Source organism: Caballeronia catudaia, assembly GCF_001544755.2.
GTDB lineage: Bacteria > Pseudomonadota > Gammaproteobacteria > Burkholderiales > Burkholderiaceae > Caballeronia > Caballeronia catudaia.
On sequence record NZ_FCOF02000012.1, the window covers coordinates 124,001 to 150,742 of the forward strand.

General features: G+C 65.5%; 22 protein-coding genes. 8 read left to right on the forward strand and 14 right to left on the reverse strand.

What is annotated here, in order from left to right; all coding sequences use genetic code 11:
• Nucleotides 1-4: 4 nt before the first annotated feature.
• From AWB75_RS15710 to AWB75_RS15770, 13 genes are all read right to left on the reverse strand, one after another.
• Entirely contained in the window at nt 5-1,867 is a 1,863-nt protein-coding gene (locus AWB75_RS15710) for a TadE/TadG family type IV pilus assembly protein (RefSeq protein WP_235012116.1), read from the reverse strand.
• Nucleotides 1,864-2,532 (reverse strand): TadE/TadG family type IV pilus assembly protein, encoded by a 669-nt coding sequence (locus tag AWB75_RS15715; protein ID WP_061125004.1) that lies wholly within the window; start codon nt 2,530-2,532, stop codon nt 1,864-1,866. The genes AWB75_RS15710 and AWB75_RS15715 overlap by 4 nt, the downstream gene beginning before the upstream one ends.
• On the reverse strand, nt 2,529-3,032 hold the full coding sequence (locus tag AWB75_RS15720; RefSeq protein WP_061125005.1) for a TadE/TadG family type IV pilus assembly protein: 504 nt from the start codon (nt 3,030-3,032) through the stop codon (nt 2,529-2,531). The genes AWB75_RS15715 and AWB75_RS15720 overlap by 4 nt, the downstream gene beginning before the upstream one ends.
• Nucleotides 3,029-3,928, reverse strand: a complete 900-nt coding sequence (locus tag AWB75_RS15725; RefSeq protein ID WP_235012117.1) for a tetratricopeptide repeat protein — start codon at nt 3,926-3,928, stop codon at nt 3,029-3,031. The genes AWB75_RS15720 and AWB75_RS15725 overlap by 4 nt, the downstream gene beginning before the upstream one ends.
• Nucleotides 3,925-4,884 carry a type II secretion system F family protein gene (locus AWB75_RS15730; protein ID WP_061125006.1) on the reverse strand — a complete coding sequence of 320 codons (960 nt, stop codon included), beginning with the start codon at nt 4,882-4,884 and terminating at the stop codon, nt 3,925-3,927. The genes AWB75_RS15725 and AWB75_RS15730 overlap by 4 nt, the downstream gene beginning before the upstream one ends.
• Nucleotides 4,881-5,855 carry a type II secretion system F family protein gene (locus AWB75_RS15735; protein WP_061125007.1) on the reverse strand — a complete coding sequence of 325 codons (975 nt, stop codon included), beginning with the start codon at nt 5,853-5,855 and terminating at the stop codon, nt 4,881-4,883. Before AWB75_RS15735 ends, AWB75_RS15730 begins: the two co-directional genes overlap by 4 nt.
• Nucleotides 5,852-7,249 (reverse strand): CpaF family protein, encoded by a 1,398-nt coding sequence (locus AWB75_RS15740; protein ID WP_061125008.1) that lies wholly within the window; start codon nt 7,247-7,249, stop codon nt 5,852-5,854. The genes AWB75_RS15735 and AWB75_RS15740 overlap by 4 nt, the downstream gene beginning before the upstream one ends.
• Nucleotides 7,249-8,466 carry an AAA family ATPase gene (locus AWB75_RS15745; RefSeq protein WP_061125009.1) on the reverse strand — a complete coding sequence of 406 codons (1,218 nt, stop codon included), beginning with the start codon at nt 8,464-8,466 and terminating at the stop codon, nt 7,249-7,251. Before AWB75_RS15745 ends, AWB75_RS15740 begins: the two co-directional genes overlap by 1 nt.
• A 19-nt stretch (nt 8,467-8,485) precedes the next feature.
• Nucleotides 8,486-8,860, reverse strand: coding sequence for a CpaD family pilus assembly lipoprotein (locus tag AWB75_RS15750; RefSeq protein ID WP_061125010.1), 375 nt, complete (start codon nt 8,858-8,860; stop codon nt 8,486-8,488).
• 7 nt (nt 8,861-8,867) lie between these two features.
• Nucleotides 8,868-10,274 (reverse strand): type II and III secretion system protein family protein, encoded by a 1,407-nt coding sequence (locus AWB75_RS15755; RefSeq protein ID WP_061125060.1) that lies wholly within the window; start codon nt 10,272-10,274, stop codon nt 8,868-8,870.
• A 157-nt stretch (nt 10,275-10,431) separates the two neighbouring features.
• A complete protein-coding gene (cpaB, locus tag AWB75_RS15760) occupies nt 10,432-11,385 on the reverse strand; it encodes a Flp pilus assembly protein CpaB (protein ID WP_061125011.1) in 954 nt (317 codons plus the stop codon).
• Between the two features lie 12 nt (nt 11,386-11,397).
• Nucleotides 11,398-11,907, reverse strand: coding sequence for an A24 family peptidase (locus tag AWB75_RS15765; RefSeq protein WP_061125012.1), 510 nt, complete (start codon nt 11,905-11,907; stop codon nt 11,398-11,400).
• 69 nt (nt 11,908-11,976) lie between these two features.
• A complete protein-coding gene (locus tag AWB75_RS15770) occupies nt 11,977-12,153 on the reverse strand; it encodes a Flp family type IVb pilin (protein WP_061125013.1) in 177 nt (58 codons plus the stop codon).
• A 313-nt stretch (nt 12,154-12,466) separates the two neighbouring features.
• Between AWB75_RS15770 and AWB75_RS15775 the strand changes: the two genes are divergently transcribed.
• A complete protein-coding gene (locus tag AWB75_RS15775) occupies nt 12,467-12,970 on the forward strand; it encodes a DUF6496 domain-containing protein (RefSeq protein WP_061125014.1) in 504 nt (167 codons plus the stop codon).
• Here the strand turns inward: AWB75_RS15775 and AWB75_RS15780 are convergent.
• Entirely contained in the window at nt 12,955-13,878 is a 924-nt protein-coding gene (locus tag AWB75_RS15780) for a LysR family transcriptional regulator (RefSeq protein WP_061125015.1), read from the reverse strand. The two genes, AWB75_RS15775 and AWB75_RS15780, sit on opposite strands and share 16 nt — an antisense overlap.
• Nucleotides 13,879-13,990: 112 nt before the next feature.
• Here AWB75_RS15780 and AWB75_RS15785 point away from each other — a divergent pair, with 112 nt between their 5' ends.
• The 7 genes from AWB75_RS15785 (at nt 13,991) to AWB75_RS15815 (ending at nt 26,672) form a co-directional block, all read left to right on the forward strand.
• Nucleotides 13,991-14,761 (forward strand): transporter substrate-binding domain-containing protein, encoded by a 771-nt coding sequence (locus tag AWB75_RS15785; RefSeq protein ID WP_061125016.1) that lies wholly within the window; start codon nt 13,991-13,993, stop codon nt 14,759-14,761.
• 3 nt (nt 14,762-14,764) lie between these two features.
• Nucleotides 14,765-15,892 carry a succinylglutamate desuccinylase/aspartoacylase family protein gene (locus AWB75_RS15790; RefSeq protein WP_061125017.1) on the forward strand — a complete coding sequence of 376 codons (1,128 nt, stop codon included), beginning with the start codon at nt 14,765-14,767 and terminating at the stop codon, nt 15,890-15,892.
• A gap of 76 nt (nt 15,893-15,968) precedes the next feature.
• On the forward strand, nt 15,969-16,859 hold the full coding sequence (locus AWB75_RS15795) for an alpha/beta fold hydrolase (RefSeq protein ID WP_061125018.1): 891 nt from the start codon (nt 15,969-15,971) through the stop codon (nt 16,857-16,859).
• A gap of 188 nt (nt 16,860-17,047) precedes the next feature.
• The gene (gene uvrA / locus AWB75_RS15800; protein ID WP_061125019.1) at nt 17,048-22,861 is read left to right on the forward strand and encodes an excinuclease ABC subunit UvrA; all 5,814 of its coding nucleotides are present in this window, start codon (nt 17,048-17,050) and stop codon (nt 22,859-22,861) included.
• On the forward strand, nt 22,851-23,270 hold the full coding sequence (locus AWB75_RS15805) for an ACT domain-containing protein (protein ID WP_061125020.1): 420 nt from the start codon (nt 22,851-22,853) through the stop codon (nt 23,268-23,270). Before uvrA ends, AWB75_RS15805 begins: the two co-directional genes overlap by 11 nt.
• 11 nt (nt 23,271-23,281) lie before the next feature.
• Entirely contained in the window at nt 23,282-24,568 is a 1,287-nt protein-coding gene (locus AWB75_RS15810) for a DUF445 domain-containing protein (protein WP_061125021.1), read from the forward strand.
• 181 nt (nt 24,569-24,749) lie between these two features.
• Nucleotides 24,750-26,672, forward strand: a complete 1,923-nt coding sequence (locus AWB75_RS15815) for an amylo-alpha-1,6-glucosidase (protein ID WP_061125022.1) — start codon at nt 24,750-24,752, stop codon at nt 26,670-26,672.
• Nucleotides 26,673-26,742 lie beyond the last annotated feature (70 nt).

A 26,742-nucleotide genomic window follows, 5' to 3' on the forward strand; every position in this document is an offset into this window, starting at 1 on the left:
CCCGTCACTGCGTGAGCCGCAGCACGCCCAGATTGCCCGCGATCTGCTGGAAGATGTTGTTGAGCGTCGTGTTGTCCGGCGCGTGATAGTAGTTGCCGGGGCTCGCGCAGCTCTGCATGTTGGTCCGCGCGCTGGAGCTCGACGCGGACGCGCCGAACGTGATCGCATAGACGGTGATGCCCGCCGCCTTGATCGCCGAGCACACGGCCTGCTGGAACGTGTTGATGTCGTCGGGCCAGCCGGCGTTGTTGCCGCTCGACGGATCGACCGGACTGCCGTTATGCAACTCCGACGAATCCATCAGCGCGTTGGACATGTCGCCGCCGCCCGGCCGCGCCACCGAAGGCGCCGACAGGCTGTTCGTGCCCACGCCCGACAAGCCGTTGAACCACAGCGTATTCGGAATCGAGCCCGCCGCGCCGACCTGATTCTGGCCGTCGGTCAGCACGATCATCACGCGTTGCAGGTTCTGCACGGTGCCGTTGGTCGGTTTCGGCAGCGTCGTGTCGGACGAAATCCAGCCGTTGCCCGAGCCCGCCGTGTCCTGCGACCACGCCGGCTCGAGCATCCGCCAGCCCCACAAAAGACCGACCGGGATGATCGTCGATCCCGAAGGCGTCATTTTCCCGACCGCTGTGATCAACGTGCTGTTGCTCTGCGTGAGGAAGGTCATCGAGGTGCCGAGGCAGGCCGAATTCTGCGTGAGCGTTTGCCCCGAGCTGTTGTACTGGTCGAACTGCGTGGCGATGCCTGTGCCCGCGCCGCCCGATGGACTGTTGCACTTGTTCGCCGAGCCGCCCGAGCCGAGCGTCACGTTCACGCTGGAGTCGGTCGTGGTCGTGGCGCTCGTCGTCGTGCACGAGTTGTATCGGCTCTGCGAGCTGTAGGTGACGATCTTCAGCCCGTTCTTCGGCACGTTGTAGTAATAGCGCTGGAACAGCGGCTGAGGCGTCTTGATCGCGGGATTCGGCGGCGCGTAGGCGCTCGGGTAAAGACTCGTGCCGATGCGCGGCTCGATCGGGCAGCCGCTCCACGCGCTCGCCTGCACGCCGGTCGTGTTATAGGTCGGCAGCACGGAACTGAGCCAGCTCCCCGATGACGACAGCGCGCCCGTTACGTTGACGGTGCTCGCGAACGGCACGAGGCCGATGTAGTTCTTGTTGCCGGTCGTGGCGCCGCTCGTCGGCAACAAGTCATTGATGAGCGATTTGGCCGCGGTCTGCAAGCCGCTCATCTTCGTCGCGCCGCTGACGCCGTTGGCCGCGTCTTTCATCGAGCCGGTGTTGTCGAGCACCATCACGAGTTCGAGCGTGCTCTGCGGCAGGCGCAATGCCGCGTTGTTCGCCGATACCTCCGATGTATCCGGCGTCGTGCCGCCGCCGGTGCTGCCGCCGCTGCCCGGGTTTGCGCTCGACTTGCCGAGAATCTTCGGTGCGAGCAGCGGCAGCTCGCCGCTCGCCGACAGCTTGATCGTCTGGCCTGTCGCGGGCGCGCCCGTCACGGTCGCCGTGAAGTTCGTGGACGGCACGCTGAAGCCCATGAAGCCGCTCGGCATGTTGGCGTCGTAATAGGCGCGGGCGTCCTTCTGCCACGACTGGAGATTGGCGCCGGTCGGCGTGTTGCCGTAGTGCGCGAGATTCGCTCCCGACGAGAGCGTGGCCGCGTCGAGCGCCATCTGCACGCGGCCTTGCGTCATCACGTAGTCGATCGAGTCGAGCGCCACGCACATCGAGCCGATCATCATGCTCGCGGACATCGCGAAGAGGATCGCGACCGCGCCGTTGTCGCCCTTCAACAGACGCTCGCGCGCGCGCAATGCCGATGCAATCGCCATGATCCGGGCCTTGTCCTGTCTGATGGGCGTCATTGTTTGGTGAGCGGCTGACCGGAGCGGGGCCGCACGTAGACGCGGCGATAGACGATCTGCTCGCCCGGCAGACCGGAGATCAGCTTCGATGACATCGTGAACGGGTTGTACGCCAGAAAGACCTCGACGATGATCGCCGAGTCGCCCGTGCGGAACGGCCATGTCGACGGCAGTGGGTTCGTCGACGAGACGCGCGAGGTCATCAGGCTGTTCTTGTTGTTGGCCCACGACGTCGTCGACGCGTTCCAGCGCACGCCGGCGCTGCCCGCCGCCATCGGATTCGACGCGCTCATCGGCAGGCAGCCCGACGACGGCGTGTCGCACACCGACGTCACGTACACCATGCCGTCGGCCTTGATCGGGTAGGGCGCGGCGAGCAGGGCGGCGTCCTGCCAGAGCGAGCCGTAGCTGTTGGCGTTGGTCGTGTCGTTGGCGTCGGCGATCACGGTACTCATCTGGCCGATGGAGTTCGCGAGCGTGAACGCCGTGCGATCGACCGCGCTGGCCGCGCGCATGTACATGTATACCTCCGTGAAACCGAGCATGACGAGCAGCATCATCGGCACGATGATGACGAACTCGATCGACACGCTGCCGCGCTCCGAGCGCAACAGGCGGCCGAGCTTCTTTCGAATCGCGCGCGCGGTTTCGCAGGCCGTTTTCATTTCTCGTTCTGCACGATGTAGTTGCGTTGGAAGGTCAGCGTGTCGATGCCGAACAGCCCCGGAATGCCGGTGATGCCGGGCATCGTGAGCTTGATGTTGTAGGCGATCACTTCGCCGAGACCACCCATGTCGCTGGTCGGCTTGTAGGCCGGGTTGGAAAGGTTGCCGTAGGTGCCGTAGTTCAGCGCGCTGATCTCGACCGTCGCGCCGAGCAGTTTCCAGCCGCCGAGGATCGTGTCGATGACCTTCCGCGCCGCGTCCTGCCGCGTGCCCGTGGCCGGCGTCGAAGTCGTGATCCCGACGCGCGATGCTTCCTGCGCCGCGGCCTGCACGGTCGCATCGACGATCATGTTCACCGCGAGCTCGAGCGTCCCGAGGATGAGCACGATCGAGATGAACGCGACGAACACGAATTCGATCGACGCGATGCCGCTCGCGTCGCGCAAATAGCGCTTCGCGAAGTCGCGCGAGCTCGAACGGCGGCGTGCGGCGGCCTTCATTTGAGGCGCGTGGCCTGAACCAGCGCCGTCGGGATCGCGGCGGGCGCCGCCGGTTGCGCGGACGACATCGACGGCGCGCGCTGCGTCAGCATTTCGCGCTGGATGTCGTAGAAGCGCAGATTGTCTTCGACCGACGCTTTCGGCAGATCGCGCGACAGGATTTCAGCGGCGGCTTCGCGGTTGCCGAGCAAGCCGTACGCGAGCGCGAGATTCTGGCGCGCTTGCGGCGGCGCGGCGGGGAAGCGCGTCACGTCGAGCAGCACGTTAGCGCCTTCGCGCGGATCGCCGCCGAGCACGAGCGACAGGCCGAGATTCACCGACAGCATCGGATCGCCGGGATTCTTTCGCAGCGCGGTGCGCAACACCGCTTGAGCGCCCTTGTGATCGCCTTTCATGTCGTACGCCGCGCCGAGTCCGGCGGACGCGAGCGCGTCGTCGGGCGCCAGTTGGAGCAGACGCTGGTACGTGACGATGGCGTCGTCGAAGCGGCGCTGGCGTATCGCGACGCGTGCAAGGCCGACGAGCGGCGCGGGCGCGTTTGCATCGACCTTGCTGGCGCGATCGTAGTAGACGCCCGCGCGCGTGAAGTCGCCGACCGTGTACAGCGTGTTGCCGAGACCGGTCAGGCCCGCCACCGAATGCGGATCGGATTGCACGGCCTTTTCGTACAGCGTCGTCGCGAGTTCGACATTGCCCGATTCGAGCGCCGTGTCCGCGATGCGCAGCTCGCTCATCGCGCTCGGCGCGGAGTTGCGCGTGACCGCACGCGTATCGACGCTCTTGCGGGTCGTCGTCGTGCAGGCGGTCAGCGCGATCGCGAGCGTCGCGCAGCAGACGGCCGCGCCGAGCCGATGCAGGCGAGCAAGGCGGGGAAGGGAGTTCGGTGTGATCTTCATCGCTTTGCAAAGACGCTCATGAGTTGAATGACGGACGGTCCCGCGGCGATCAGCATCACCGCCGGAAGGATGAAAAGCATCATCGGGACCGCCATCTTGGGTGCGAGCTTCGCCGCCTTTTCTTCCATCGCGACGATGTGGGCGAGCCGCTCGGTATGCGAAAGCGTGCGCAGCGCCTGCGTGATCGGCGTGCCGTAGCGCATCGACTGCGTGAGTGTCGAGATCAGCGCGCGGATCGACGGCAAGTCGATGCGCTCGGCGAGCGCCTGCAACGCGCGCGTGCTGTCGCCGGACAGCTTCAGCTCGTCGGCGGTCAGCGACAATTCGCTCGACAGCGGCGGGCAGATCGTCTTCAGTTCGTCGGCGACGCGCCGGATCGACACGCCGAGACTGTTGCCCGCGTTCGTGCAGATGACGAGCAGATCGAGCGCGTCGGGCAGGCACGAAGCCATCGCCTTGCGGCGGCGCGCCGCGAAGAACGCGATCACGTATTCCGGCACGATCATCCCGACGACGAACACGAGGAGCATCATGACGCCGCGCGCGGCCGGATAGCCGCCCACGACGGGGATGCGCGAGCCGAGCATCACGGTGAACGCGGCGCAAATCAGCCCGACGACGAACTTGAACGCGAGCAGCACGGACACGGCCGACTGGCTGCGATAGCCGCTGCGGATCATCGTCTTGCGCAGCTTCGCGCGATATTTGGCGTCGAAGAGCGGCAGACGGTCGCCCAGGCGCGCGAGACGTTGCGCGATGCGCGCGACGGTGCTTTCGTCTTCGTCTTCCTCGGGCAGCGTGCTTTCGTTGCGGTGCATGACCGCCGCCTGACGCGTGCGCTCCGCGATGCGTCCGCGCTGGCCGCCGTGCTTCGTCACCCACAGGATGAAGATGCCGACGACGAGCGCCAGCAGCATCAGCAGGTTGATGATTGTTTCGATGTTGTCCTGGCTCATCGCGCGGTATCCAGCTTCGACATCTTGTGAACGATGCTCAGGCCGAGCGTCAGGCAGATCGCGGCGGCCGTGAGCACCTTGTTCCCCGCCGGCGTGTTGAACAGCAACATCAGATACGCGCGGTTGAGTGCAAACATGCTGCCCATGATGAAGAACGGCACGGCGGCGAGAATCTTGGTCGTGATGCGCGCTTCGCCCGTGAGCGCTTTCGTTTTCTGACGAATCTCGCGCCGGCGGCGCACGATGCCCGCGAGGTTTTCGAGCGTTTCGCCGAGCTGGCCGCCGGTCTCGCGTTGCAGTAAAAGACACACGCAGAAGAACGAAAAATCCGCGATGCCGATGCGCTTGACCGCCGTATCGAGCACTTCTTCCAGATCGAGACCGACCTTGAGCGCGTCGCCCATGAGCCTGAATTCGCTCTTGAGCGGCTCGGCGCATTCGCTCGACGCGACGCCCATCACGTGCGTCACGGGCACGCCCGCACGCACGGCGCGCACGATCAGATCGATGAGATCGGGAAAGCCGTCGAGAAAGCGGCGCTTGAAACGCTCGACGAGAAAGCGGTACGACTGCGCGACGCCCAGAATCGGCATGCCGATCAGGAGCGCCGCCGGCGCAAAGGAGGGCAGCGGCAGGAAATTGGCCATCAGAAGCGCGACCAGTTCCGCGAAGATCGCCGCGACGATCACCACGCGCAAGCCATTCGCGCCGGCGACCGTCTTCAGGCGCGCGATCTTCGGGCCGAACCACTGGCTGAAGACGTTGTCGTAGCGCGAGAAGGTGAAGAGATCGGGATCGTCGTGACGCGTCTCGCGCGGGTTCAGGCCGCTCGCGGGAAATGCGGCCTGCACGCGCGCCTGGATGCGCGCGTCGGGACGCTGGCGGCGCATGTCCTGCATCACGAGAACCATGATGCCGACCACGAGGACGACGGCGAACGCGCTGAAGGTGATCAGATCGACGTTGATCATGAGCGCATCGCCTCGAGCAACGCGTCTTCCAGACCGTAATACGCGGCGCGCGGCGCGAACGCCGGACGCATCGCGCCGGTTTCGAACACGCCGCGCACTTCCTCGCTATAGGCGCTCGCGTCGTACTGGAACGCGAAGAGATCCTGCGTGATGATGACGTCGCCTTCCATGCCCACCAGCTCGGTGATGCGCGTGACGCGCCGCATGCCGTCGCGCATCCGCTCGATCTGCACGATCATGTGCACCGCGCTCGCGATCTGGCGGCGGATCGACAGGAGCGGCAGGTTGCCGTTCGCCATCATCACCATCGATTCGAGACGCGTGATGCCGTCGCGCGGCGTGTTCGCGTGGATGGTGGTCATCGAGCCGTCGTGGCCGGTGTTCATCGCCTGCAGCACGTCGAAGGCTTCGGGGCCGCGCGTTTCGCCGAGAATGATGCGGTCCGGGCGCATCCGCAGCGCGTTGCGCACGAGATCGCGCTGGTTCACGGCGCCGAGGCCCTCGGCGTTTTCGGGGCGCGTTTCCAGACTCACGACGTGCGGCTGCACGAGCTGCAGCTCGGCTGCATCCTCGATCGTCACCGTGCGCTCGCCGTGGCCGATGAAGTGCGACAGCGCGTTGAGCAGCGTCGTCTTGCCCGAGCCCGTGCCGCCCGACACGATGATGTTCAGCCGGCAGGTGCTCGCGAGCTTGAGCACGGTGGCCATCGCGCCGGACATGTTGCCCTGCTGCGACATGCGGTGCAGCGTGATGTTGCGCTTGGAAAACTTCCGGATCGAGATCGACGCGCCGTGAATCGCGAGCGGCGGCAGCACCACGTTCACGCGGCTGCCGTCGGCGAGGCGCGCATCGACCATCGGGCTGCTTTCGTCGACACGCCGGCCGACGCCCGCCGCGATGCGCTGCGCGACGTTGGTCACGTGCGTGTTGTCGCGGAATTTGCAGTTGGTCAGTTCGAGCCGGCCGTGGCGCTCGACCCACACCTGATCGGGGCCGTTGACGAGCACGTCGGTGATGGTGTCGTCGGCGAGCAGCGGTTCGATCGGGCCCAGGCCGAACATGTCGTTCAGCAATTCGCCGACGATCTGCACCTGCTCGGCGATGGTGATGTTCAGGCGCTCGCGCTCCGCCACGTCGAGCACGAGCTGCTCGACGCCCGGCTTCATCTGCTCGCGCGTCTTGCCGACGGCCGCCGACGGATTCATCGCCGTGAACACGCCGTTGCGGATCACCCTGAAAAGCTCCGAGCGCACCAGCACTTCGCTGCCTTCCGGCGCGTGCGCGCGCGGCGGCGGCGCGGCCGGCGCCGGCGCTTGCTCGACGCCCGTGGCTTCGGCGCCGGGCGCCGCATCCGGGTCGGGCATCGGGCGGGCAACCTGCTTCTGACCGAACATCAGCCTCTCCTCAGCCTGAGCTTCTGGAAGAACGAGCGGTCGGCGTTCATCTGCTGGCCGGTCAGATCGCCGCCGATGCGCGTGATCATCTGATTGAAGCCGTTCGCCGCCTTTTCCTTCGGCGCTTCGCCGAGGTTTTCGGCCGTCGCGAGCGCCTTGGCCTCGAACGGAATCTCGTACAGCACGTTGCGGCCGATGGCCGTCATCAGGTCGTTCGCCTGCACCTTGCCGCCCGACACCGCGTTCGGATTGTTGAGCAGGAGCGAGGTCGGCGGATTGTTGTCGCGATCCTCGATGTGACGCAGCAGGCGAATCGTCTCGCGCGTCGAATGCACCGAGCGGTCCGCGACCACGTACACGCGCGCGGCGTGATTGAAGGCTTCCTGCGCGAGCGGGTCCGTCACGGTGCCGATGTCGAGAATGACGTAATGGAAGCTGTCGCACAGCAGTTCGAGCACGCGCGGCAGCGCGCCGGGCCCGAACGGCCGCGCCGCGCCGTACTCGAGTTCCGCCGACAGCATGAACAGACGGCTGCCCTTCGCGACGAGCGTGCGTTCCACGTATTGCGGATCGAGACGATGCACGTTCTGCAGCACGTCGATGAGCCCGTTGTTGCTTTGCAGACCGAGCATCGAGTTGGCGGCGCCGCCGTGCAGGTTCAGATCGACATAAGCGACCCGGCGATGCGTGTCTTCCGACAGATGGCGCGCGACGTTGAGCGCGAGCGTCGTCACGCCCACGCCGCCGCGCGCGCCCGCGAACGCGATCGTCTTGCCGGCGCGCGCGAGCATCACCGGGCTGACCTTGCCGTCGGACACGTTGACCGTGCGCTTGAGCAGCTCGACGGTGACCGGCTTGACGAGATAGTCGCGCACGCCGATCTTGAGCAGGCTGCGGAACAGGCCGACGTCGTTGCGCTCGCCGAGCGCGACCACCTGCACCGACGGCTCGCACACTTCGGCGAGGCGTCCCAGGTCCGAGAGCGGCATCACCGAATCCTGCAGATCGACGAGCAGAAAGAGCGGCGAGCGATCCACTTTCGCGAGATGCGCGATGGCGTTGTCCACGCTGCCGACTGCGATATGCGCGTGCGGCATCGCCTGATCGAGCACGAAGTTCTTCACGATCTGCTCGGTCTTGCGATCGGAGACGAACGCGATGAAGTCCGCGTTGCGCGTGCTGGACTTGGTCTTCGAGAAGGAAAACGCTGTGCTCATGGCTGGCCTTGTCTTTGCATCACTTGCTGTCGCGCGAGGTCGATTTGTCGAGCGGAATCACCTTGCCGGTCTCATAGCGGCGCACCGCGCCCGCCGCCGCCGTGGCGTTCGCCGGGCCGAGCGTCTGCGGATGCACGGCGTCTTCGGGATGCGCGAGCTGCGCGGCGAGATTCGTGTAGGTCGCGCAGCCCCATTGCATGCTCGGGCGACGGATGCCCGCGTCGGTCAGCAGCGACGGACGCGCGAGGCTGTCGCAGTCGGGCGGCACGGCCGATGCGCCGTCGAAGCCGATCACGGACTCGTTCGGCATGTTGCGCGGCGGCTTGAAGCAGCCGCTGCCGGCCACGGCGAACGTGCCGGCGAGAAGAAGCGTGAGGACTCGTGTGTGTTTCATGACGGGCTCAATAGACGTAGCCGGCCGCGCCGACGAGACGCGGCTGTCCGGCCTGCGCCGGCACGCCGCCGTTCTGGCGCCTGAAGCTGTATTCGACATCGCTCGACGGCGAGATCAGCGAATCGAGCGGTGTGCGCAGTCGCGACGGATCGGTCGGCTCGACGAGATACGGCGTGACCATGATCACCAGCTCGGTCTTGTTGTTCTGGTAATTCGTCGACGAGAACAGCTTGCCGAGCACCGGGATCGAGCCGAGTCCCGGAACCTGGGAAACGACATCGCTCGTATTGCTTTGCAGAAGCCCGCCGATCGCGAAGCTCTGGCCGCTCGCGAGCTCGACGGTCGTATCGGCGCGGCGCACGGACAGCCCCGGCACGGTGACGCCGCCGGTGGTCACGCTCGCGCTCGAATCGATCTGGCTGACTTCCGGGCGCACTTTCAGGCTGATGCGGCGATCGTTGAGCACGGTCGGCGTGAAGTCGAGCTTGACGCCGAACTGCTTGAACTCGACCGTGATCGCGCCGTTGGTCTGCGACACCGGAATCGGAAATTCGCCGCCCGCGAGAAAGCTCGCCGTCTGGCCCGAGAGCGCGACGAGGTTCGGTTCGGCGAGCACGGTCAGGAGGCCTTCCTGATTCAGCGCATCGACGAGCGCGCGGATGTCCACGTTATTCGTTTTGAAGGCGCCGAAAATCGAGTACGCGTTGTTGGTCGGCAGATTGACCGGAAAGCTCACGTTGCCGTTCGCGCCCGTGATCGGCTGGGTCAGGTTGTAGATCGGCCGGCCGCTGAAGATGCCGCTATAGAAGTTGCCCGCGGCATTGCCCATCGCCTGCCAGTTGATGCCGAGCTGCTGCGTGATGTTGCGATCGACTTCGGTGATGCGCACGCGCAATTGCACCTGCAGCGGACGATCGATCGTCATGCGGTTGATGAGCACTTCCTTGTCGGCCATGAACGGCGTCACGGCCTGCACGATCGCGTCGGCATCGGCGGAGTTGGGCGCCTGGCCCGTCAACACGAGCGAAGCCTGACCGCTCGCGACCTGCACGTTCGTGTTCGGAAAGCGCGCGCTGAGCAGGTTGCGCAGCGAGATCATGTCGCGCGAGACGACGACCGTGCGCTGCACGAGCGGCTTGTTGTTGGCGCCGAGCACGTAGAGCGTCGTCGAGCCGGTCTTCTTGCCGAGCACGAACACCGCCTTGTTCGACGGCACGTGCACGTCGGCCACGCCCGGATCGGCGACGAACACCGACACGACATTTTCATTGAGCTGCAACATCGTGCCCTTGCCCGCGTCGAGCATGAGCGGAGCTTGCAGGCCGCCGGGCGCCGCTTCGGTCACGCCGGGACGTCCGACGCTCCCAACGTTCGCGGCGCGCGCGGGCGAGGCCGCGCCGGCGTAGGGCGGCATCGACGGCTGCGCGGCGTGCGCGGCGCCGCAAACGACGAGCGCCACGCACGCCGCCGCGAACGGCGGCTTCGACATCTTGGCGAGGCGACTCGGACTGAACTGCGTTTTCATGACGGTGAATCCTGGCGATGGCGCGCTTCTGAACGTGGGCACGATGTCAACGTTCCACAGGTACGGTCGGAAGCGGCGGAACGCCCTGGCCGGAACCGTTCGCCTGCGCGACGCTCGACGTGTCTGACTTCTCGGAGCCGCGGTAAATGGTCACGGTGCGCGGCATGGCGGGTGCGGCGCCCGGCGCGCCTGTCGGGGCGCGGGGCGCGCGCGGCAGTTCGCGCACGGCGCGGGAAATGTCGCCGGCCCAGATCGGCTTGCGCTCGGCGGGCGCCGACGCGCCCGTGGGCGACGCCGGGTCGCGGCTGACGGTCGCGAAGCTGCGCAACGCGAGCGACAGGCTGCCGAGCCGTGCCGCGACCGCGACGACTTCGCCGATGCGCGGCGTGACTTCGAGCGTGACGGTGCGGGCGCGGCTGATGGCCACGTCGGTGTCGCCGTTCATCTTCGGGCGCTTGATTTCGGAGCCGACCGCGAGCACGCGCACGTGCTCGACGACCGTCTCGCTCGACACCGCGAGATCCGGCGATTCGGTGCGCCGGTCCATTTGCTGCGTGAGCAGCAGATCGACGTAATCGCCCGGCTGGATCAGGCCGGCATTGCCGGACACGTCGTCCACGGCGACCGAGACGGCGCGCATGTCGGGCTTGAGCGTCGCGGCGAGAAATCCCGGCGCGCTCGGCAGGAAGACATCGTCGGCGACGAGGACGGCGCCGCTCTCGACCGGATGGCGCAGCAGCGCGCCTTTCAGGTCGGGCGCGTTCGGGTCGCCGGAGACGATCGCATTCGTCGGCAACTGCGCCTTGGGCGTGTCCTTGAACGCGAGGTCTTCATCGCGCAGCAAGAGACCTTGCGGCAGGCTGGCCGCGCTGACGAGCACTTTCTCGGTCGTCACGACGGGCTTCGACGGCTTCGAGGCGCTTGCGAGGACCACGCGCACGATCAGCGCGATCAGAAGCGCGCCGACGAGCAGAACGGCAAATTTGATGATGTTGGACATAGGGACGCCGTCCTATCGCGTCGAAATGAAGTGCAGCAGGGCTGGCAGCACGATGACGCCGCCGCCGCCGAAGGCAAGCGCCACGCCATACGGCACGCCGCGCGCCGCGGAGAACATCGCGAGCGCGCGCAGCGGCATGAAGCGCTGGGCCGGATTCATGTTGCGGGTGGCGAGGCTCACGAGCGACACCACGGTGCCGATCACGGAGATCAGCGTCAGCGCCGCGAGCGACAGGCCGAATCCCACCCACAGAAAAATGACCGATGCGAGCTTGGCGTCGCCGCCGCCGAGCATCCGGGCGACGAACAACACCGCGCAGGCGAGAAACACGACGACTGCGAGCAGCAGATGCGAGATGACGTCATCGAGGGGCATGCCGGCGATGAGCGCATCGACGAAAAAGAGTGCGCCGATCGTGAGGACGATGGTCGTCGGCAACCGTCGGGTGCGCACGTCGACCACGGCGAGCCACAGGAGCGCGCCGAGCACGAGGAGACGGATGACAACGGAGAAGATCGGCACGATGGACTCAGATCGGGTTGAACCAGAGTGAGGTCCGGGCGTTTGAAAGCCCGGACCTGGGGCTACTGCTTAGCCCGCCGCGTTCTTGACCTTGGTGGTCAGATTCGTGAAGATGGATTGCATTTCGCCACTGAAAGCCCCGCCGACGGCGACCAGCGCGACCACGACGATGCCGGCCAGAATTGCGTATTCCATGGCGCTGACGCCACGTTCGTCGCGCACGAAGGCTTTGAGGAGTTTTTGCATGTTGCTTCCTTGATGAGTGAGATAGGGCTTGCAGTACCAGGGGGTGTCAACCGTTTGGATCATATCCACGGCTTCCGCAGCCAATCGCGAGAACAAAAGGCGGAACTGGCCTCATTTCAAACTGACTCGGGTGCTATGGATAAGCCCGTTAACGGCAGGCCTTGAGCCGCCTTTAACCGAACCGACAAAAATGTTTCCGGTGCGGCGAGATCGCACGAAAGCTTTCGCGCGTCGCCAAACGTCGTGGAAAGTCGCGGGCACGTGCGTTGCTCGATTTTTCGATGCCCCGTTCACTTCATATTGGAGGTCTGACATGCCCGAAAAGAAAACCCTCGAGCGCGCGTCGAAGGCGAAGCGCGAAGGCAAGTCCCCGAGCACGCAAGCCGGCGCGTTCGTGAAGGAGCAGATCGATCACGTTCGTCAGGGCAAGCACGGTGCGAAGTCGGCGAAGCAGGCCATCGCGATCGGGCTGTCCGAGGCGCGGCGCTCCGGTGTGAAGATGAAGCCGCCGAAGAAGGGCACGACGTCCGAGGCGACGCGCAAGAAGGCCGCGCAGGATACGAAGGCCGCGCATCGCACGAATAAGAGCCCCAGCACCGAATCGAAAGCCAGGCGCTCGGCAACGTCCACGCGCGTGCTCAAGCGCGAAAGCACGAAGGCGGCTTCGGACAAGTCGCTGTCGCGGCAATCGCATGCGGCCGCGAGCCGGCGTTCGGCGGCGGATCGTTCCGCTGCGGCGAAGAAGGGCTGGGCGACGCGTCGCGCGAACGCGGCTTCCGGATCGAAGGGCTCACGTACGCGTCACGCGTCGCGCTGAGCGGGAAGCATCCGGGAGTACGAGACGGCCATCGTCGCGAGTTCCTGCGCCGCGGGCGTGAGCGGTACGCCCGCGCGGCGCAGCAGACACACCGGCGTCGCGGCGGCGCGTTCGGCGACCGGCACGATCTCGATGTGCTCGCGAAAGAACGGATGCCCCGCGAGGCTCGCGGGCTCGAGGCCGAGGTAGTCGCTCGACGCGATGCAATGCAGCGTGTCGAAGACCGCTTCGGTCGTCGCGGCGATGCATGGCGGCGCGAGGTTCGCATTCTCGAACAGGGCCGACAGCTTGTTGCCGGCCGCGCTGCCGCCGCGCTGCCGCGTGCTGACCCATTCGGCTTCCTGCAACGCTGCCAGCGTGCGCGAGCGCGCCAGCGGATGACCGCGCCGCGCGATCACCGCGACGTCCGAATCGAAAAGCGGCACCGTTTCCATGTCGTGGATATCGGCGTCGGGGGGGATCAGCGCCAGCGCGAAGTCGAGGCTGCCGTCGCGCACCCATGACATCAGCATGCGCGACGTCGCGCTCGTCAGATGCACGTCGATGCGCGGACAGCGTTCCCGATAACTCGCGAGCAGCGCGGGAAAGAGCCGCATGGTCGCTTCGGCGGCGAGCCCGAGCGAGACGCGGCCAGTCAGTTCACCGCGCAACTGGCGCATTTCCTCTTCGGTCTTTCTGCATTCGCCGAGAATCAGCTCGGCGCGCACGCGCAGCCTTTCGCCGATGGGCGTGAGGCGCGCGCCACGCACGTCGCGTTCGAAGAGCGGCCCGCCCGCCTGCGCCTCGAGCTTGTGCAACTGCTGCGTGATGCCGCTCTGCGCGACATCGAGACGGCGTGCGGCGGCGCGCACGCTCCCCGCGTCGGCGACGGCGACGAACATGCGCAGCTGCGTCAGGGTCAGGTCCACGTCGGCGTTCCGTCGAGTGTTCTCGAAAAGTGATCATGATAAGCAAAACGTCTCTTTTTGAGAGCGTTGTGCGCCCGTACCATCGGTGTCAAATCTCGGAGACACCGCGTTCATGTTCAAGCTCAGAGCTCTCTTCATCGCCGCCGCGCTGATCGCCGCCGCCTCCGTCCACGCGAAAGACGCCGATATGCTTCGCCTCGGCATCGACCCCGGTTATCCGCCGATGGACGTGAAAACGCCCGATGGCCATGTCGCGGGCTTCGACGTCGATCTCGGCGATGAAATCTGCCGCCGCATCGCGATGCGCTGTCAGTGGGTCGAGCTGGAGTTTTCGGGGATGATTCCCGCGCTCCAGGCCCGCAAGATCGACGGAATCATGTCGTCGATGGCGATCACCGACAAGCGCATGAAGCAGATCGCGTTTTCGAGCAAGCTGTTTCAGTTCCGCTCGCGTCTGATCGCCAGGCAGGGCGCGCCGCTCACCGCGACGGCACAGGGCTTGCGCGGCAAGCGTATCGGCGTGCAGAGCGGCAGCCAGTTCGAAACCTATGCGATGAAGAACTGGCAGCCGGGCGGCGTCGAAGTGGTCGCCTATCAGAGCATGGAAGGCGTGCTGAACGACCTGAGCGCGGGCCGCGTCGATGCGGCGCTGCTCGGCTCGGTGGAAGCGGAGCACGGCTTTCTGAAGACGCCGCGCGGCGCGGGTTTCGCGTTCGTCGGCGAGCCGCTTTCGATGGGCGATCACGGCGTCGGCATGGGCTTGCGACAGGACGACGCGGCGCTCAAGGCCAAGGTCGACAAAGCCGTGGCCGACATGCGCGCCGATGGCACGTACCAGAAGATCGCGCGCAAGTATTTCGACTTCGACGTGTACGGCGATTGATCCATGCGAACTGATCGAAAGACACTCGTATCGACGACGCTAGGGACATCGCGCGAGCTCGTCAGCTTTCATTTCGGCGACGCTGGCGATTCGAGCGAAAAGGTCTACATACAAGCCTCGCTGCACGCAGACGAAACGCCCGCGATGCTCACCGCGTGGACACTGAAACAGCGGCTCATCGAACTCGAAGCACAACGACGCGTGCGCGGCGAAATCGCGCTCGTGCCGGTGGCGAATCCGATCGGACTTTCGCAACACGTGCTCGGGCAATTTCTCGGGCGCTTCGAGGCGAACAGCGGGCACAACTTCAATCGCGGCTTTCCGATGCCGACCGCCGCCGCGCTGATCGAACGCGTGGGCGCGCGCTTTTCTTCCGGCGATGACGCGTATAACGCGCATCTTCTGCGTGGCGCGCTCGTCGAGTTGCTCGGCGAAATGCGCGCAAAGAACGAGTTCGAATCGTTGCGGCTCGCGCTGCTCACGCTGGCTTCGCGAGCGGATATCGTGCTCGACCTGCATTGCTCGCTCGAAGCGACGATGCACATTTACACGAGCCCCGCGAGCTGGCCCGCGATCGAGCCGCTCGCGCGTCATCTCGGCGCGAACGGCGTGCTGCTCGCGACGGATTCCGGCGGCCAGTCGTTCGATGAAGTTCACGCGCTGCTATGGAACGAAGTGCGCGCGCTTCTCGGCGATCGGGCTCCGCTTGGCGCGCCGAATATCGCGGCCACGATCGAGCATCGCGGCCAGCGCGATGTCGATTACGACACGGCGTCGCACGACGCGAACGCCATCGTCGAATATCTGATCGCGCGCGGGGTGATCGAAGGCGAGCCGAAAGACGCGCCGCCGCTCGCGCAAGCCGCGACGCCGCTTGCGGGCAGCCAGCAGTTGACGGCGCCGGTGAGCGGGATCGTCGTGTATCGCGCCAAAGTGGGCGCGCGGCTGAAGGCGGGCGATCCGGTTTTCGATATCGTCGATCCGCTCAGCGATGCCGTGACCACCGTCACCACGAACAACGACGGCGTGTTCTACATGCGTCGCGCGATTCGCTTCGTGCAAGCAGGCGCACCGATGGGCCGCGTGACGGGCGAGACGCCGATCAGGACGGGCGTGTTGATCGGGGCGTGAGGGCGTCGGTCGAGCGGGCGTTTGCCTCGCTCGCTAGAATGAGCTTCCCTTCGCGTTCCCATCGAGGAGTCTCGCCATGCTGGACTTCGAACGCCACGCGCGCACGCCGACGCTCGATATCGCCTACGCCGATTCCGGTCCCGCCGGCGGTCCCATTGTGATGCTGCTGCACGGCTGGCCCGATGCAGGCCGCGCGTGGAACGCGGTCGCCACGCGGCTCAACGACGCCGGCTATCGCACCATCGTGCCCGAACTGCGCGGTTCGGGCGGCACGCGCTTTCTACGCGACGACACCATCCGCGACGGCTCGGGCATTGCGCTCGCGCAAGACGCCGTCGATCTCGCCGATACGCTCGGCATCGCGCGATTCGATGTCGTCGGCCACGACTGGGGCGCGCGCGCCGCGTACACGATCGCCGCGCTGTTTCCGCAGCGCGTGCGGCGCATGGCCGCGCTGGCGCTCGCGTTTCAGCCGCGCGGCAAGTTCGAGTTGCCGGATTTCTCGCAGGCGCGGCGCTTCTGGTATCAGTGGTTCATGTCGCTCGATGGCGGCCCGGACGCGCTCGCCGCCGATCCGAAAGGCTTTGCGCGCATCCAGTGGGACACGTGGTCGCCGCCCGGCTGGTTCGACGAAACCGAATTCGCGGCGACGGCGCGCGCCTTCGACAATCCCGACTGGGTGCCGATCACGCTCAACGCCTATCGACGGCGCTGGCGAAGCGATCAGCCATCCGATCCGGCGCTTGGGTCTTCGTACGCGCGGCTCGCGACGATTGAGCGCATCGGCGTCCCCGCGCTGATGATCCAGGGCGGCGTGGATTTCTGCGACGAACCGGCAGGCTCGGAAGGGCAGGACGGATATTTCACGGCCGGATACCGGCGCGTCGTGATCGACGGCGTGGGGCATTTTCCACTGCGCGAAGCGCCGGACGCGGTCGCGGCGGCCGTCATCGCCCATCTGAAGTAAATCGTGGATCAGGCGAGCGTCTTGCGCGGCTGTTGCGAACACTCCTGACACGTTTTGCGACAACTACTGTATGCGTGTACAGTACTGTTCGCTGCGTCAGCCGCGCGCTTCCGAACACTCGCGCGACGCCGCCCACGGCTTGCAGGACATCCGGACGAGCCGTCCAACTCATTGAACCGGTTGAAAAATTGGCATCGAACAACGCAATCCGCATTCGCGGCGCCCGTCAGCACAATCTCAAGAATCTCGACCTCGACCTGCACACCGGCCAGATGACGGTCGTGACCGGCCCGTCCGGCTCCGGCAAGTCGAGCCTCGTGTTCGACACGCTCTACGCGGAAGGCCAGCGGCGCTACGTCGAGACCTTCAGCGCGTACGCGCGCCAGTTTCTCGACCGGATGGACCGCCCGCAGGTCGATCGCGTCGACGGGGTGCCGCCGGCCATCGCCATTGATCAGACGAATCCGGTGCGCAGTTCGCGCTCGACTGTCGGCACGATGACCGAGCTGAACGATCACCTGAAACTGTTCTACGCGCGCGCCGCCGAGCTCTTCGACAAAAAGACCTCGCATCGCGTGCGCCACGACACGCCGGAGACGATCTACGCCGAACTGCTCGAACGCACGCGCGCGGACGATCCGCGTCTCGCGATCACGTTTCCGGTCGAATTGCCCGATACCGCGAGCGACGAAGAAGTGGAGCAATGGCTGTCCGCGAGCGGCTACACGCGCGTGCAGGCGAAGCGCCACGTCGAAACGGAATCCGGCGCGCGGCAGATGCTCGATGTGGTCGCGGACCGTTTCCGTCTGCAGAACACCGAGCGTTCGCGTGCGCTGGAAGCCATCGAAGGCGCGCTGTTGCGCGGCACGGGCCGCGTGAACGTCTATGTGCTGAGGGAAGAAGCCGAGCCGGAAATCTGGCGCTTCTCCACCGGCCTGCATAGCCCGGAAAGCGACTTGCGCTACGCGGACCCGCAGCCTGCGCTCTTTTCCTTCAATTCCGCCTACGGCGCATGCGAAACGTGCCGCGGCTTCGGCCGCGTGATTGGCGTGGATTACGGCCTCGTCATCCCCGACGAAAGCAAGACGCTGCGCGAAGGCGCGGTGAAAACGCTGCAAACGCCGGCATGGAAGGAAAATCAGGATGATCTCGTGAAGTACGGCGCGAAAGCGGGCATTCGTCTCGGCGTGCCGTGGCGCGATCTCACGCAAAAAGAGCGCGACTGGGTCATCAAGGGTTCGCCCGACTGGACCGGCAAGTGGCAGAACCAGTGGTACGGCGTGCAGCGCTTCTTCGACTATCTGGAGTCGAAGGCGTACAAGATGCATATTCGCGTGCTGCTGTCGAAATATCGCAGCTATACGACGTGTCCCGTCTGCAACGGCGCGCGCCTCAAGACCGAATCGCTGCTGTGGCGTCTCGGCACGAAGGAACAGGCCGATGCGGTGCTGTCGCCGTCCGATCGCTTCATGCCGCAAGGCGTCGACTGGACGCGCGCGCAGCTCGAAGCGCTGCCGGGTCTGACCGTGCACGATCTGATGCTGATGCCGATCGAGCGCATCCGGCGCTTCTTCGATTCGCTGACGCTGCCGTCCACGCTGCTCGACGAAGCGCTGAAACTGCTGCACGCGGAAGTGCGCACGCGCCTGAAATATCTTTGCGATGTCGGCCTCGGCTATCTGACGCTCGATCGTCAGTCACGCACGCTGTCGGGCGGCGAAGTGCAGCGCATCAATCTGACGACGGCGCTCGGCACGTCGCTCGTGAACACGCTCTTCGTGCTCGATGAACCGAGCATTGGCCTGCATCCGCGCGACCTGAACCGCATCGTCGAGGCGATGCACCGGCTGCGCGACGCTGGCAACACGCTGGTCGTCGTGGAGCACGATCCCTCCGTGATGCTCGCGGCGGATCGTCTCATCGACATGGGTCCGGGGCCGGGCGAGCGCGGCGGGCAGATCGTCTATGACGGCGCGCCCGACGACATTCAACTCACCGACACGCTGACCGGCGCGTATCTCGGCGGCCGCAAGCACGTGGCGCATGCGTCGAACTGGAACCGCCGCATCGTCGATGCGAACACGCCGCGCCTCACGCTCGAAGGCGCGAGCGATCACAATCTGCAGGACGTCACCGTCGATATTCCGCTGCAACGCCTCGTCTGCGTGACGGGCGTATCCGGCTCGGGCAAATCGACGCTCATTCAGGATGTGCTCGCGCCCGCGCTGATGCGTCATTTCGGCAAGGCGACGGAGGCGCCCGGCGCGTTCCGCGCGCTCAAAGGCGCGGAGCAGTTGAGCGACGTGGTGTTCGTCGATCAGTCGCCGATCGGCCGCACGGCGCGTTCGAATCCGGCGAGCTATGTCGGCGCATTCGATGAAATCCGCAAGCTTTATGCAAAGGCGCCGCTCGCGTTGCAGCGCGGCTACAGCGCGAGCATGTTCAGCTTCAACTCGGGCGACGGCCGCTGCCCGACGTGCGGCGGCTCGGGCTTCGAGCATGTCGAAATGCAGTTCCTGAGCGACGTCTATCTGCGCTGCCCGGATTGCGACGGACGCCGTTATCGCGCGGAAATTCTCGAAGTGAAGATCGAGCGCGGCGGGCGCGAACTGAGCGTCGCCGATGTGCTCGAACTGACCGTCAGCGAAGCGGTGGAAGCATTTGCTTCGGATGGCGAAGTATTGCGTGTGTTGCAGCCGATCGTCGATGTGGGCCTCGAATACGTGAAGCTCGGCCAGCCGGTGCCGACGCTGTCGGGCGGCGAAGCGCAGCGTCTGAAGCTCGCGGGCTATCTCGCGGAAACCTCGCAGGCGAAGAAGAGCGAAAGCCGTCTCTTCATGTTCGACGAGCCGACCACCGGCCTGCACTTCGACGACATCGCCAAGCTGATGCAGGCTTTGCGACGTCTGCTGGAGCGCGGGCATTCGCTGATCGTCATCGAACACAATCTCGATGTGATTCGCGCAGCCGACTGGATCGTCGATCTCGGTCCCGAAGGCGGCGACGGCGGCGGGCAGGTTGTGTGCGTCGGCACGCCGGACGATGTTTCGGCATGCGAACAGTCGCATACGGGCCGTGCGCTGATCGACTATGAAGAAGCGATGCAGCCGGGCGCCGCGGAAAAACGCGCGGGCGTGCCCTTGCAGCTTGCCGCTGAGGTCGCGAGCGCGCGCCGCGCGTTGCAGGGCGAGGACGTGGTGCGTATCGTCAATGCGCGCGAGCACAACCTGAAGTCGCTCGATGTCGATATCCCGCACAACAAGTTCAACGTCGTGACGGGCGTGTCGGGCTCGGGCAAATCCACGCTCGCGTTCGACATTCTTTTCCACGAGGGCCAACGCCGTTACCTCGAATCGCTGAACGCGTATGCGCGCTCCATCGTGCAGCCTGCGGGCCGCCCCGAAGTCGATGCCGTTTATGGCATCCCGCCGACCGTCGCGATCGAGCAGCGTTTGTCGCGCGGCGGACGCAAGTCGACCGTTGCGACGACCTCGGAAGTCTGGCACTTCCTGCGGTTGCTGTACGTGAAGCTCGGCATCCAGCATTGCATCCACGACGGCACGCCGGTTCAGGCGCAAAGCTCGGAATCCATCGCCGCGCAGATCATGCGCGATTTCAAGGGCGATCATGTCGGGCTGCTTGCGCCGCTCGTCGTGAACCGCAAGGGCGTTTATACCGATCTCGCGAAATGGGCGAAGGCGCGCGGCAACACGCATCTGCGTGTCGATGGTGAATTCCTGCCGGTGAGCCCGTGGCCGAAGCTCGATCGCTTCCGCGAGCATACGATCGAATTGCCGGTCGCGGACCTGATCGTGTCGGCGGAAAACGAGGGCGAATTGCGCCGGCTGCTCGACGAAACGCTGGAAATCGGCAAGGGCGTGATGCATCTTTGCGCGCCGCTCGATGACCTGCACGGCTCATGGCACGACGGCGTGCGGCGCGGCAAGGAAGAAACGCGCGTGTTCTCGACCAAGCGCGCGTGCCCGGTCTGCGGCACGAGTTATCCCGAACTCGATCCGCGCATGTTCTCGTACAACAGCAAGCACGGCTGGTGCCATACGTGCGTCGGCACGGGCGTGAAGCTGACGCGCGAACAACGCGCCGCCTTCGACGACACGCTTTTCGCGCAGGACGATCGCGGACGCGAGCAGAGCATCGGCTCGGTGGATCAGGAGCCGGACGATATCGTCGATCAGCCGTGCCCGGATTGCGAAGGCACGCGTCTGAACGATGTCGCGCGCGCGGTCACGTTTGGCAAATATCCGATCACGGAAGTGGGCCGCTGGACCGTGAGCGACACGCGCGAATGGATCGCGTCGCTGAAGCTGAAGGGCCGCGATGCGGATATCGCGCGCGATGTCGTCAGCGAAATCGAAGGGCGCCTGCAGTTCCTCGAAGAAGTCGGGCTCGGTTATCTGAGCCTGGATCGCGCCGCGCCGACGCTCTCGGGCGGCGAAGCGCAGCGCATTCGCCTTGCGGCGCAACTCGGCAGCAATCTGCAAGGCGTGTGTTATGTGCTCGATGAACCGACCATCGGCCTGCATCCGCGCGACAACCTCATCCTGCTTTCAGCGCTGAAAAAGCTGAACGACAAGGGCAATACGCTCGTCGTCGTCGAGCATGACGAGGACACGATTCGCCGCGCGGATCACATCATCGATATCGGGCCGGGCGCGGGCAAGCGCGGCGGCATGGTCGTAGCGCAAGGCAACGTGACCGATCTCGCGGCGCACAAGGCGTCGCTCACCGGACAGTTCCTCGCGAATCCGATCGTGCATCCGTTGCAGCCGCGTCGCGAAGTGCGCGCGGCGACGGCGAAGCGCGCCGCCGTGCCGGAACGATGGCTCACGGTCGAGGGCGCGACGCTGCATAACCTGCGCAACGTGACGGCGAGCGTGCCGCTGAATCGACTCGTCGCGATCACGGGCGTTTCGGGTTCCGGCAAGTCGACCCTCGCGCGCGACGTGCTGATGACGAATCTGCTCGATGCCGTCGGCCGGTCGGTGCTGTCATCGCCCGCGGTGAGACGCGCGCGCAAGGCCGCGCAAGCCGACGCACCCGCGACGAAATCGCGTGCCAGCGTGCTCGCGCGCGAGGCGCCGCGTCCGAAGTTCGACGTGACGCATGCGTGGCAGGGCTGTAGCGGCGTGACCGGTTTCGAGGCGATCGATCGCGTGCTCGAAGTCGATCAGACGCCGATCGGCAAGACGCCGCGTTCGTGTCCGGCGACGTACATCGGCATGTGGGACACGATCCGCAGGCTCTTCGCCGATACGCTCGAAGCACGTGCACGCGGTTATACGCCGTCGCGTTTCTCGTTCAATACGGGCGACGGGCGCTGTCCCGCGTGCGAGGGCCAGGGCGTTCGCACTATCGCGATGAGTTTCCTGCCCGACGTGAAGGTGCCGTGCGACGTGTGCCACGGCCAGCGCTTCAATCCGGAAACGCTGGCGGTGACGTGGCGCGGCAAGAACATCGGCGAAGTATTGACGATGGAAATCGACGAAGCCGTCGAGTTCTTCGCGTCGATGCAGAGCATCGCGCATCCGCTGCAATTGCTGCGCGATGTCGGCCTCGGTTATCTGACGCTCGGCCAGCCGTCGCCGACGCTGTCGGGCGGTGAGGCGCAGCGCATCAAGCTCGTCACCGAGCTGTCGAAGGTGCGCGACGACATCACGCGGCGCGGGCAGAAACCGCCGCATACGCTCTACGTGCTCGACGAGCCGACGGTCGGCCTTCACATGGCCGATGTCGCGAAGTTGATCCGCGTGCTGCATCGGCTGGTCGATGGCGGGCATAGCGTGATCGTCATCGAACATGATCTCGATGTGATCGCCGAAGCGGACTGGGTGCTCGATCTCGGGCCGGAAGGCGGCGTGAACGGCGGCACGATCGTCGCGGCGGCGGACCCGGACACGCTCGCGACGCATCCGCGCAGCCATACGGGCGCGGCGTTGCGGCCGGTTCTGGGCAGAACGAGGGCCGCTGAAAATGCCGCGTGATCTCGATACCCTCATCGCTTCCATGGAGCCGGAGCTTCAACCGGGCGTCTACGTGTTCGCCTCGCTGCCGCACGATGCGGCCGTGAGCGGCGCGGGCATCGTCGCGACGTTTCGCGAGCGGGAAGGTATGACCGTCGTGATGGAAGAAGAGGCGGCGAAGGCGGCGAAGGTCGCGCCGCTTTTTCGCGCGGCGTGGATTACGTTGACGGTGCATTCGGACCTGAACGCGGTCGGCCTGACGGCGGCGTTCGCGCGTGCGCTCGGCGACGCGAACATCAGTTGCAACGTGATCGCGGCGGCGTATCACGATCATATTTTCGTGCCGGTGGAGGATGCCGAACGCGCGATGGATGCGCTTCGAAGCTTGCAACGCTCTGCTGGTAAGCTTTCGCTCTTTCCAAAACCATGAAGCGAAGATAGATGGAAACGCAGGACAAAGCCGTTGCGCTGAAAAGAATGAAGTGGTTTGCGTTCGCGCTGCTGATCGCGGCCGGCGCGTTGTTCGCGCTCGCGAAAAGCCAGCACGATGCGGGCGCGTGGGCGTGGGTGTCGTCGTTTGCGGAAGCTGCGATGGTCGGTGCGCTCGCGGACTGGTTCGCGGTCGTCGCGCTGTTTCGTCATCCGCTCGGCGTGCCGATTCCGCACACGGCGATCCTGCCTGCGAACAAGGCGCGCGTCGCGGACAACCTGGCCGTTTTCGTGCGCGATCGTTTCCTCGGCACCGATGCGCTCGTCGCGCGCGTGAACGCGTTCGATCCCGCGAGCCGTCTGTCGATGTGGCTCGCCGAGCCGAAGAACGCCGAACTGCTCGGCAAGAAGGCGGTGACGGCGGTCGGGCAGTTGCTTTCTTTCGTCGACGACGAGCGCGTCAAGAACATGCTTTACGACACGCTGCGCCGCCGCGCCGACAAGTTCGATCTCGCGAGCGCGGCGGGCAGCGTGCTGTCCGCGTTGACATTGGACCGGCGTCATCAGTTGCTGCTCGACGAAGGCCTGAAGCAGATGGCCGCGTGGCTCGACAAGCCTGAAGTGCAGGAGATGCTTGCGGGGCGCATCGTCGCGGTGGCGGGCGAGGAGTATCCGAAGCTCATCGGCATGCTCGGTTTCGTCGGACTGAACGCCGATGAGCTCGGCGCCAAGTTCGCGGCGGGCCTCGTGCGCGGTGCGAATCAGTGGCTGCACGACGTGAGCAGCGATCCTGAGCACGAGCGCCGCAAGGCGTTCGATGCCGCGGTGGAACGCTTCGTCGAGCGGCTCAAGACGGACGCGTCGTTCAAGGCGCGCATCGACGAGCACAAGCGCGAATGGCTCGAGCGGCCGGAATTGCGCGGCTATGTGAACGGGCTGTGGGACGAGTTCATCGCGTGGCTCGATGCGGATATCAAGCGCGCCGATTCGGCGCTGCACACGAAAGTGACGGCGATGGCGGGGAGTTTTGCCGCGTCGCTGGGGAATGATCCGGCGTTGCGGGATTCGATCAACGAGCACATGCGTGACGCTTTGAAGGCGCTTGCGCCGGAGTTGCGCGATGGCATCGCGAAGCATATCGCGGCGACCGTCAAGCAGTGGGATGATGCGACGCTTGTTAGGGATGTCGAGTTGAATATCGGCAGGGATTTGCAGTTTATTCGGGTGAATGGGACGCTCGTTGGGGGAGCGGTTGGGATTCTTATTCACGCTGTGACGGTTTGGATTGCTGCTGCGTAAAGCTTGTTTTCGAATTGGTCTATTGGCGTTGCCCCTCCCCGGGGCGGGGGTAACTTTCTTTGCGTCGACCAGAGTTGGCGCTTTAGCGCTTACTCTGGTCCCGAGCAAAGAAAGTGACTGCCGCCCCGCACAGGGGCAGAGCAAATAGACCGACGCGAAAGCAGGTTTCCATGGAAGCCAAATGACACGACTAAGCCGCCCCATCGACGCACAAGACCAGGAAGCCGAATGGCTGGAACCCGACTCCAGCGGCGGCTTCGCTTCCGGCACCGTCGGCACGATGCGCACGCGTCGCTACCACGCGCTGCTGCTCACCGCGACCCAACCGCCCGCAGGCCGCGTCGTACTGGTCAACGGCATCGAAGCCTGGCTCGACATGAACGGCGCGCGCTTCCCTCTGTCGATGCAGCGCTACGCCCCCGACGTCATCTATCCCGACACCTCCGCGAACCTGCTTTCCTTCGACACCGACCCGTGGCCGACCTGGCGCTATCAGATCAATGACAACACGGTCGTGATCGCGGAAACGTTCGTCGCGAAAGAAACCCGCGAGACCGTGCTGCGCTGGCGCATCGAGAACGCATCAAACAGCCTCGCGAAACTCGAAGTGCGTCCGCTCCTGTCGGGCCGCGACTACCACGCGCTGCATCACGAGAATCCGGCGTTTTCCTTCGACGCCACGCTCGAAGGCGAGCGCGTGCAATGGCAACCCTACGGCGATCTGCCCACGATCTGCGCAACATCGAACGGCGCCTACGCTCACGCGCCCGACTGGTATCGCAACTTCTGCTACGTGCGCGAGCGCGAGCGCGGTCTCGACTTCATCGAAGACCTCGCGGCGCCCGGCGTCTTCACCTTCGACCTTTCGCACGACGAAGCGGTGTTGATCCTGCACGCGCACTCCGGTCGCGAGAAGCCGTTCGAAGAAAATGCAAAAGAACATGCAACGCATCTCGCGTCGCGGGAAACGGAGCGCCGCGCGGCGCTCGGCTCGCGGCTCGCGCGCAGCGCCGATGCGTACGTCGTCACGCGCAACGTCGGCAAAACGATCATCGCGGGCTTTCCGTGGTTCACCGACTGGGGCCGCGACACCTTCATCTCGATGCGCGGACTGCTGCTCGCGTCGGGCCGGCATCAGGAAGCGGAATCGATCCTGCTCGAATGGGCCGACACGATCTCCGAAGGCATGGTGCCGAACCGCTTCCCCGACAGCGGCGGCCTGCCCGAATACAACTCCGTCGATGCCTCGCTGTGGTTCGTCGTCGCCGTGCACGACTATCTGGCGACGGGCCACGCGCACGCCGCGACCACGAGCCGTCTGCAACGCGCCGCCGACGCGATCCTCGACGGCTATTCGCGCGGCACGCGCTTCAACATCGCCGCCGATACGGACGGCCTGCTGCGCGCGGGCGTTCCCGGCGTGCAACTGACGTGGATGGACGCGAAGGCGGGCGACTGGGTCGTCACGCCGCGTATCGGAAAGCCGGTCGAGATTCAGGCGCTGTGGATCAACGCGCTGTCCATCGCGAGCGCATGGAATCCGCGCTGGCAGGCGTTGCGAGATCAGGCGCGCGAATCGTTCATGGCGCGTTTCGTCGATCCGGACACGCACACGCTTTTCGATGTGGTCGACGCCGATCACGCGCCCGGCAAAATCGATCACGCCATTCGGCCGAATCAGATATTCGCGGTCGGCGGCTTGCCGTTTCAGCTCGTCGATGGCGAGATCGCGCGCGCCGTCGTCGAACAGGTTCAAATGCAGCTTCTGACGCCGCTCGGCCTGCGCACGCTCGCGCCGTCCGACCCGGCCTACAAGGCGCACTATGCGGGCGGCCTGCTCGAACGCGACGGCGCGTATCACGAAGGCACCGTGTGGCCGTGGCTGATCGGCCCGTTCGTGGAGGCCTGGGTGCGCGTGCACGGCGCGGCCGGCGCGCGCGAGCGTTTTCTGACGCCGCTTTATGCGCATCTGGACCGCTACGGCCTCGATCACATCAGCGAAGTCGCCGACGCCGACGCGCCTTACACGCCCGGCGGCACGCCGTTCCAGGCGTGGTCGCTCGCGGAGTTGATGCGCATTGAAAAGCTGCTCGGCGGGAGTTGAGCGCGCGGCGCGCGTGCCGGCATCAAACGCGCTAAATTACGAGTCTTGCCCGCCGGCCCGCATGCCGCCA

Excerpts from the sequence above, each read along its gene's own strand:
- AWB75_RS15775 (WP_061125014.1), top strand. The coding sequence starts at position 12,467 with ATGCCCGAAAAGAAAACCCTCGAGCGCGCGTCGAAGGCGAAGCGCGAA.
- cpaB (WP_061125011.1), bottom strand. The coding sequence starts at position 11,385 with ATGTCCAACATCATCAAATTTGCCGTTCTGCTCGTCGGCGCGCTTCTG.
- AWB75_RS15740 (WP_061125008.1), bottom strand. The coding sequence starts at position 7,249 with ATGTTCGGTCAGAAGCAGGTTGCCCGCCCGATGCCCGACCCGGATGCG.
- AWB75_RS15745 (WP_061125009.1), bottom strand. The coding sequence starts at position 8,466 with ATGAGCACAGCGTTTTCCTTCTCGAAGACCAAGTCCAGCACGCGCAAC.
- AWB75_RS15725 (WP_235012117.1), bottom strand. The coding sequence starts at position 3,928 with ATGAAGATCACACCGAACTCCCTTCCCCGCCTTGCTCGCCTGCATCGG.
- AWB75_RS15710 (WP_235012116.1), bottom strand. The coding sequence starts at position 1,867 with ATGACGCCCATCAGACAGGACAAGGCCCGGATCATGGCGATTGCATCG.
- AWB75_RS15715 (WP_061125004.1), bottom strand. The coding sequence starts at position 2,532 with ATGAAAACGGCCTGCGAAACCGCGCGCGCGATTCGAAAGAAGCTCGGC.
- AWB75_RS15755 (WP_061125060.1), bottom strand. The coding sequence starts at position 10,274 with ATGCCGCCCTACGCCGGCGCGGCCTCGCCCGCGCGCGCCGCGAACGTT.
- AWB75_RS15735 (WP_061125007.1), bottom strand. The coding sequence starts at position 5,855 with ATGATCAACGTCGATCTGATCACCTTCAGCGCGTTCGCCGTCGTCCTC.
- AWB75_RS15805 (WP_061125020.1), top strand. The coding sequence starts at position 22,851 with ATGCCGCGTGATCTCGATACCCTCATCGCTTCCATGGAGCCGGAGCTT.
- AWB75_RS15730 (WP_061125006.1), bottom strand. The coding sequence starts at position 4,884 with ATGAGCCAGGACAACATCGAAACAATCATCAACCTGCTGATGCTGCTG.
- AWB75_RS15720 (WP_061125005.1), bottom strand. The coding sequence starts at position 3,032 with ATGAAGGCCGCCGCACGCCGCCGTTCGAGCTCGCGCGACTTCGCGAAG.
- AWB75_RS15815 (WP_061125022.1), top strand. The coding sequence starts at position 24,750 with ATGACACGACTAAGCCGCCCCATCGACGCACAAGACCAGGAAGCCGAA.
- AWB75_RS15785 (WP_061125016.1), top strand. The coding sequence starts at position 13,991 with ATGTTCAAGCTCAGAGCTCTCTTCATCGCCGCCGCGCTGATCGCCGCC.
- AWB75_RS15810 (WP_061125021.1), top strand. The coding sequence starts at position 23,282 with ATGGAAACGCAGGACAAAGCCGTTGCGCTGAAAAGAATGAAGTGGTTT.
- AWB75_RS15790 (WP_061125017.1), top strand. The coding sequence starts at position 14,765 with ATGCGAACTGATCGAAAGACACTCGTATCGACGACGCTAGGGACATCG.
- AWB75_RS15795 (WP_061125018.1), top strand. The coding sequence starts at position 15,969 with ATGCTGGACTTCGAACGCCACGCGCGCACGCCGACGCTCGATATCGCC.
- AWB75_RS15770 (WP_061125013.1), bottom strand. The coding sequence starts at position 12,153 with ATGCAAAAACTCCTCAAAGCCTTCGTGCGCGACGAACGTGGCGTCAGC.
- AWB75_RS15750 (WP_061125010.1), bottom strand. The coding sequence starts at position 8,860 with ATGAAACACACACGAGTCCTCACGCTTCTTCTCGCCGGCACGTTCGCC.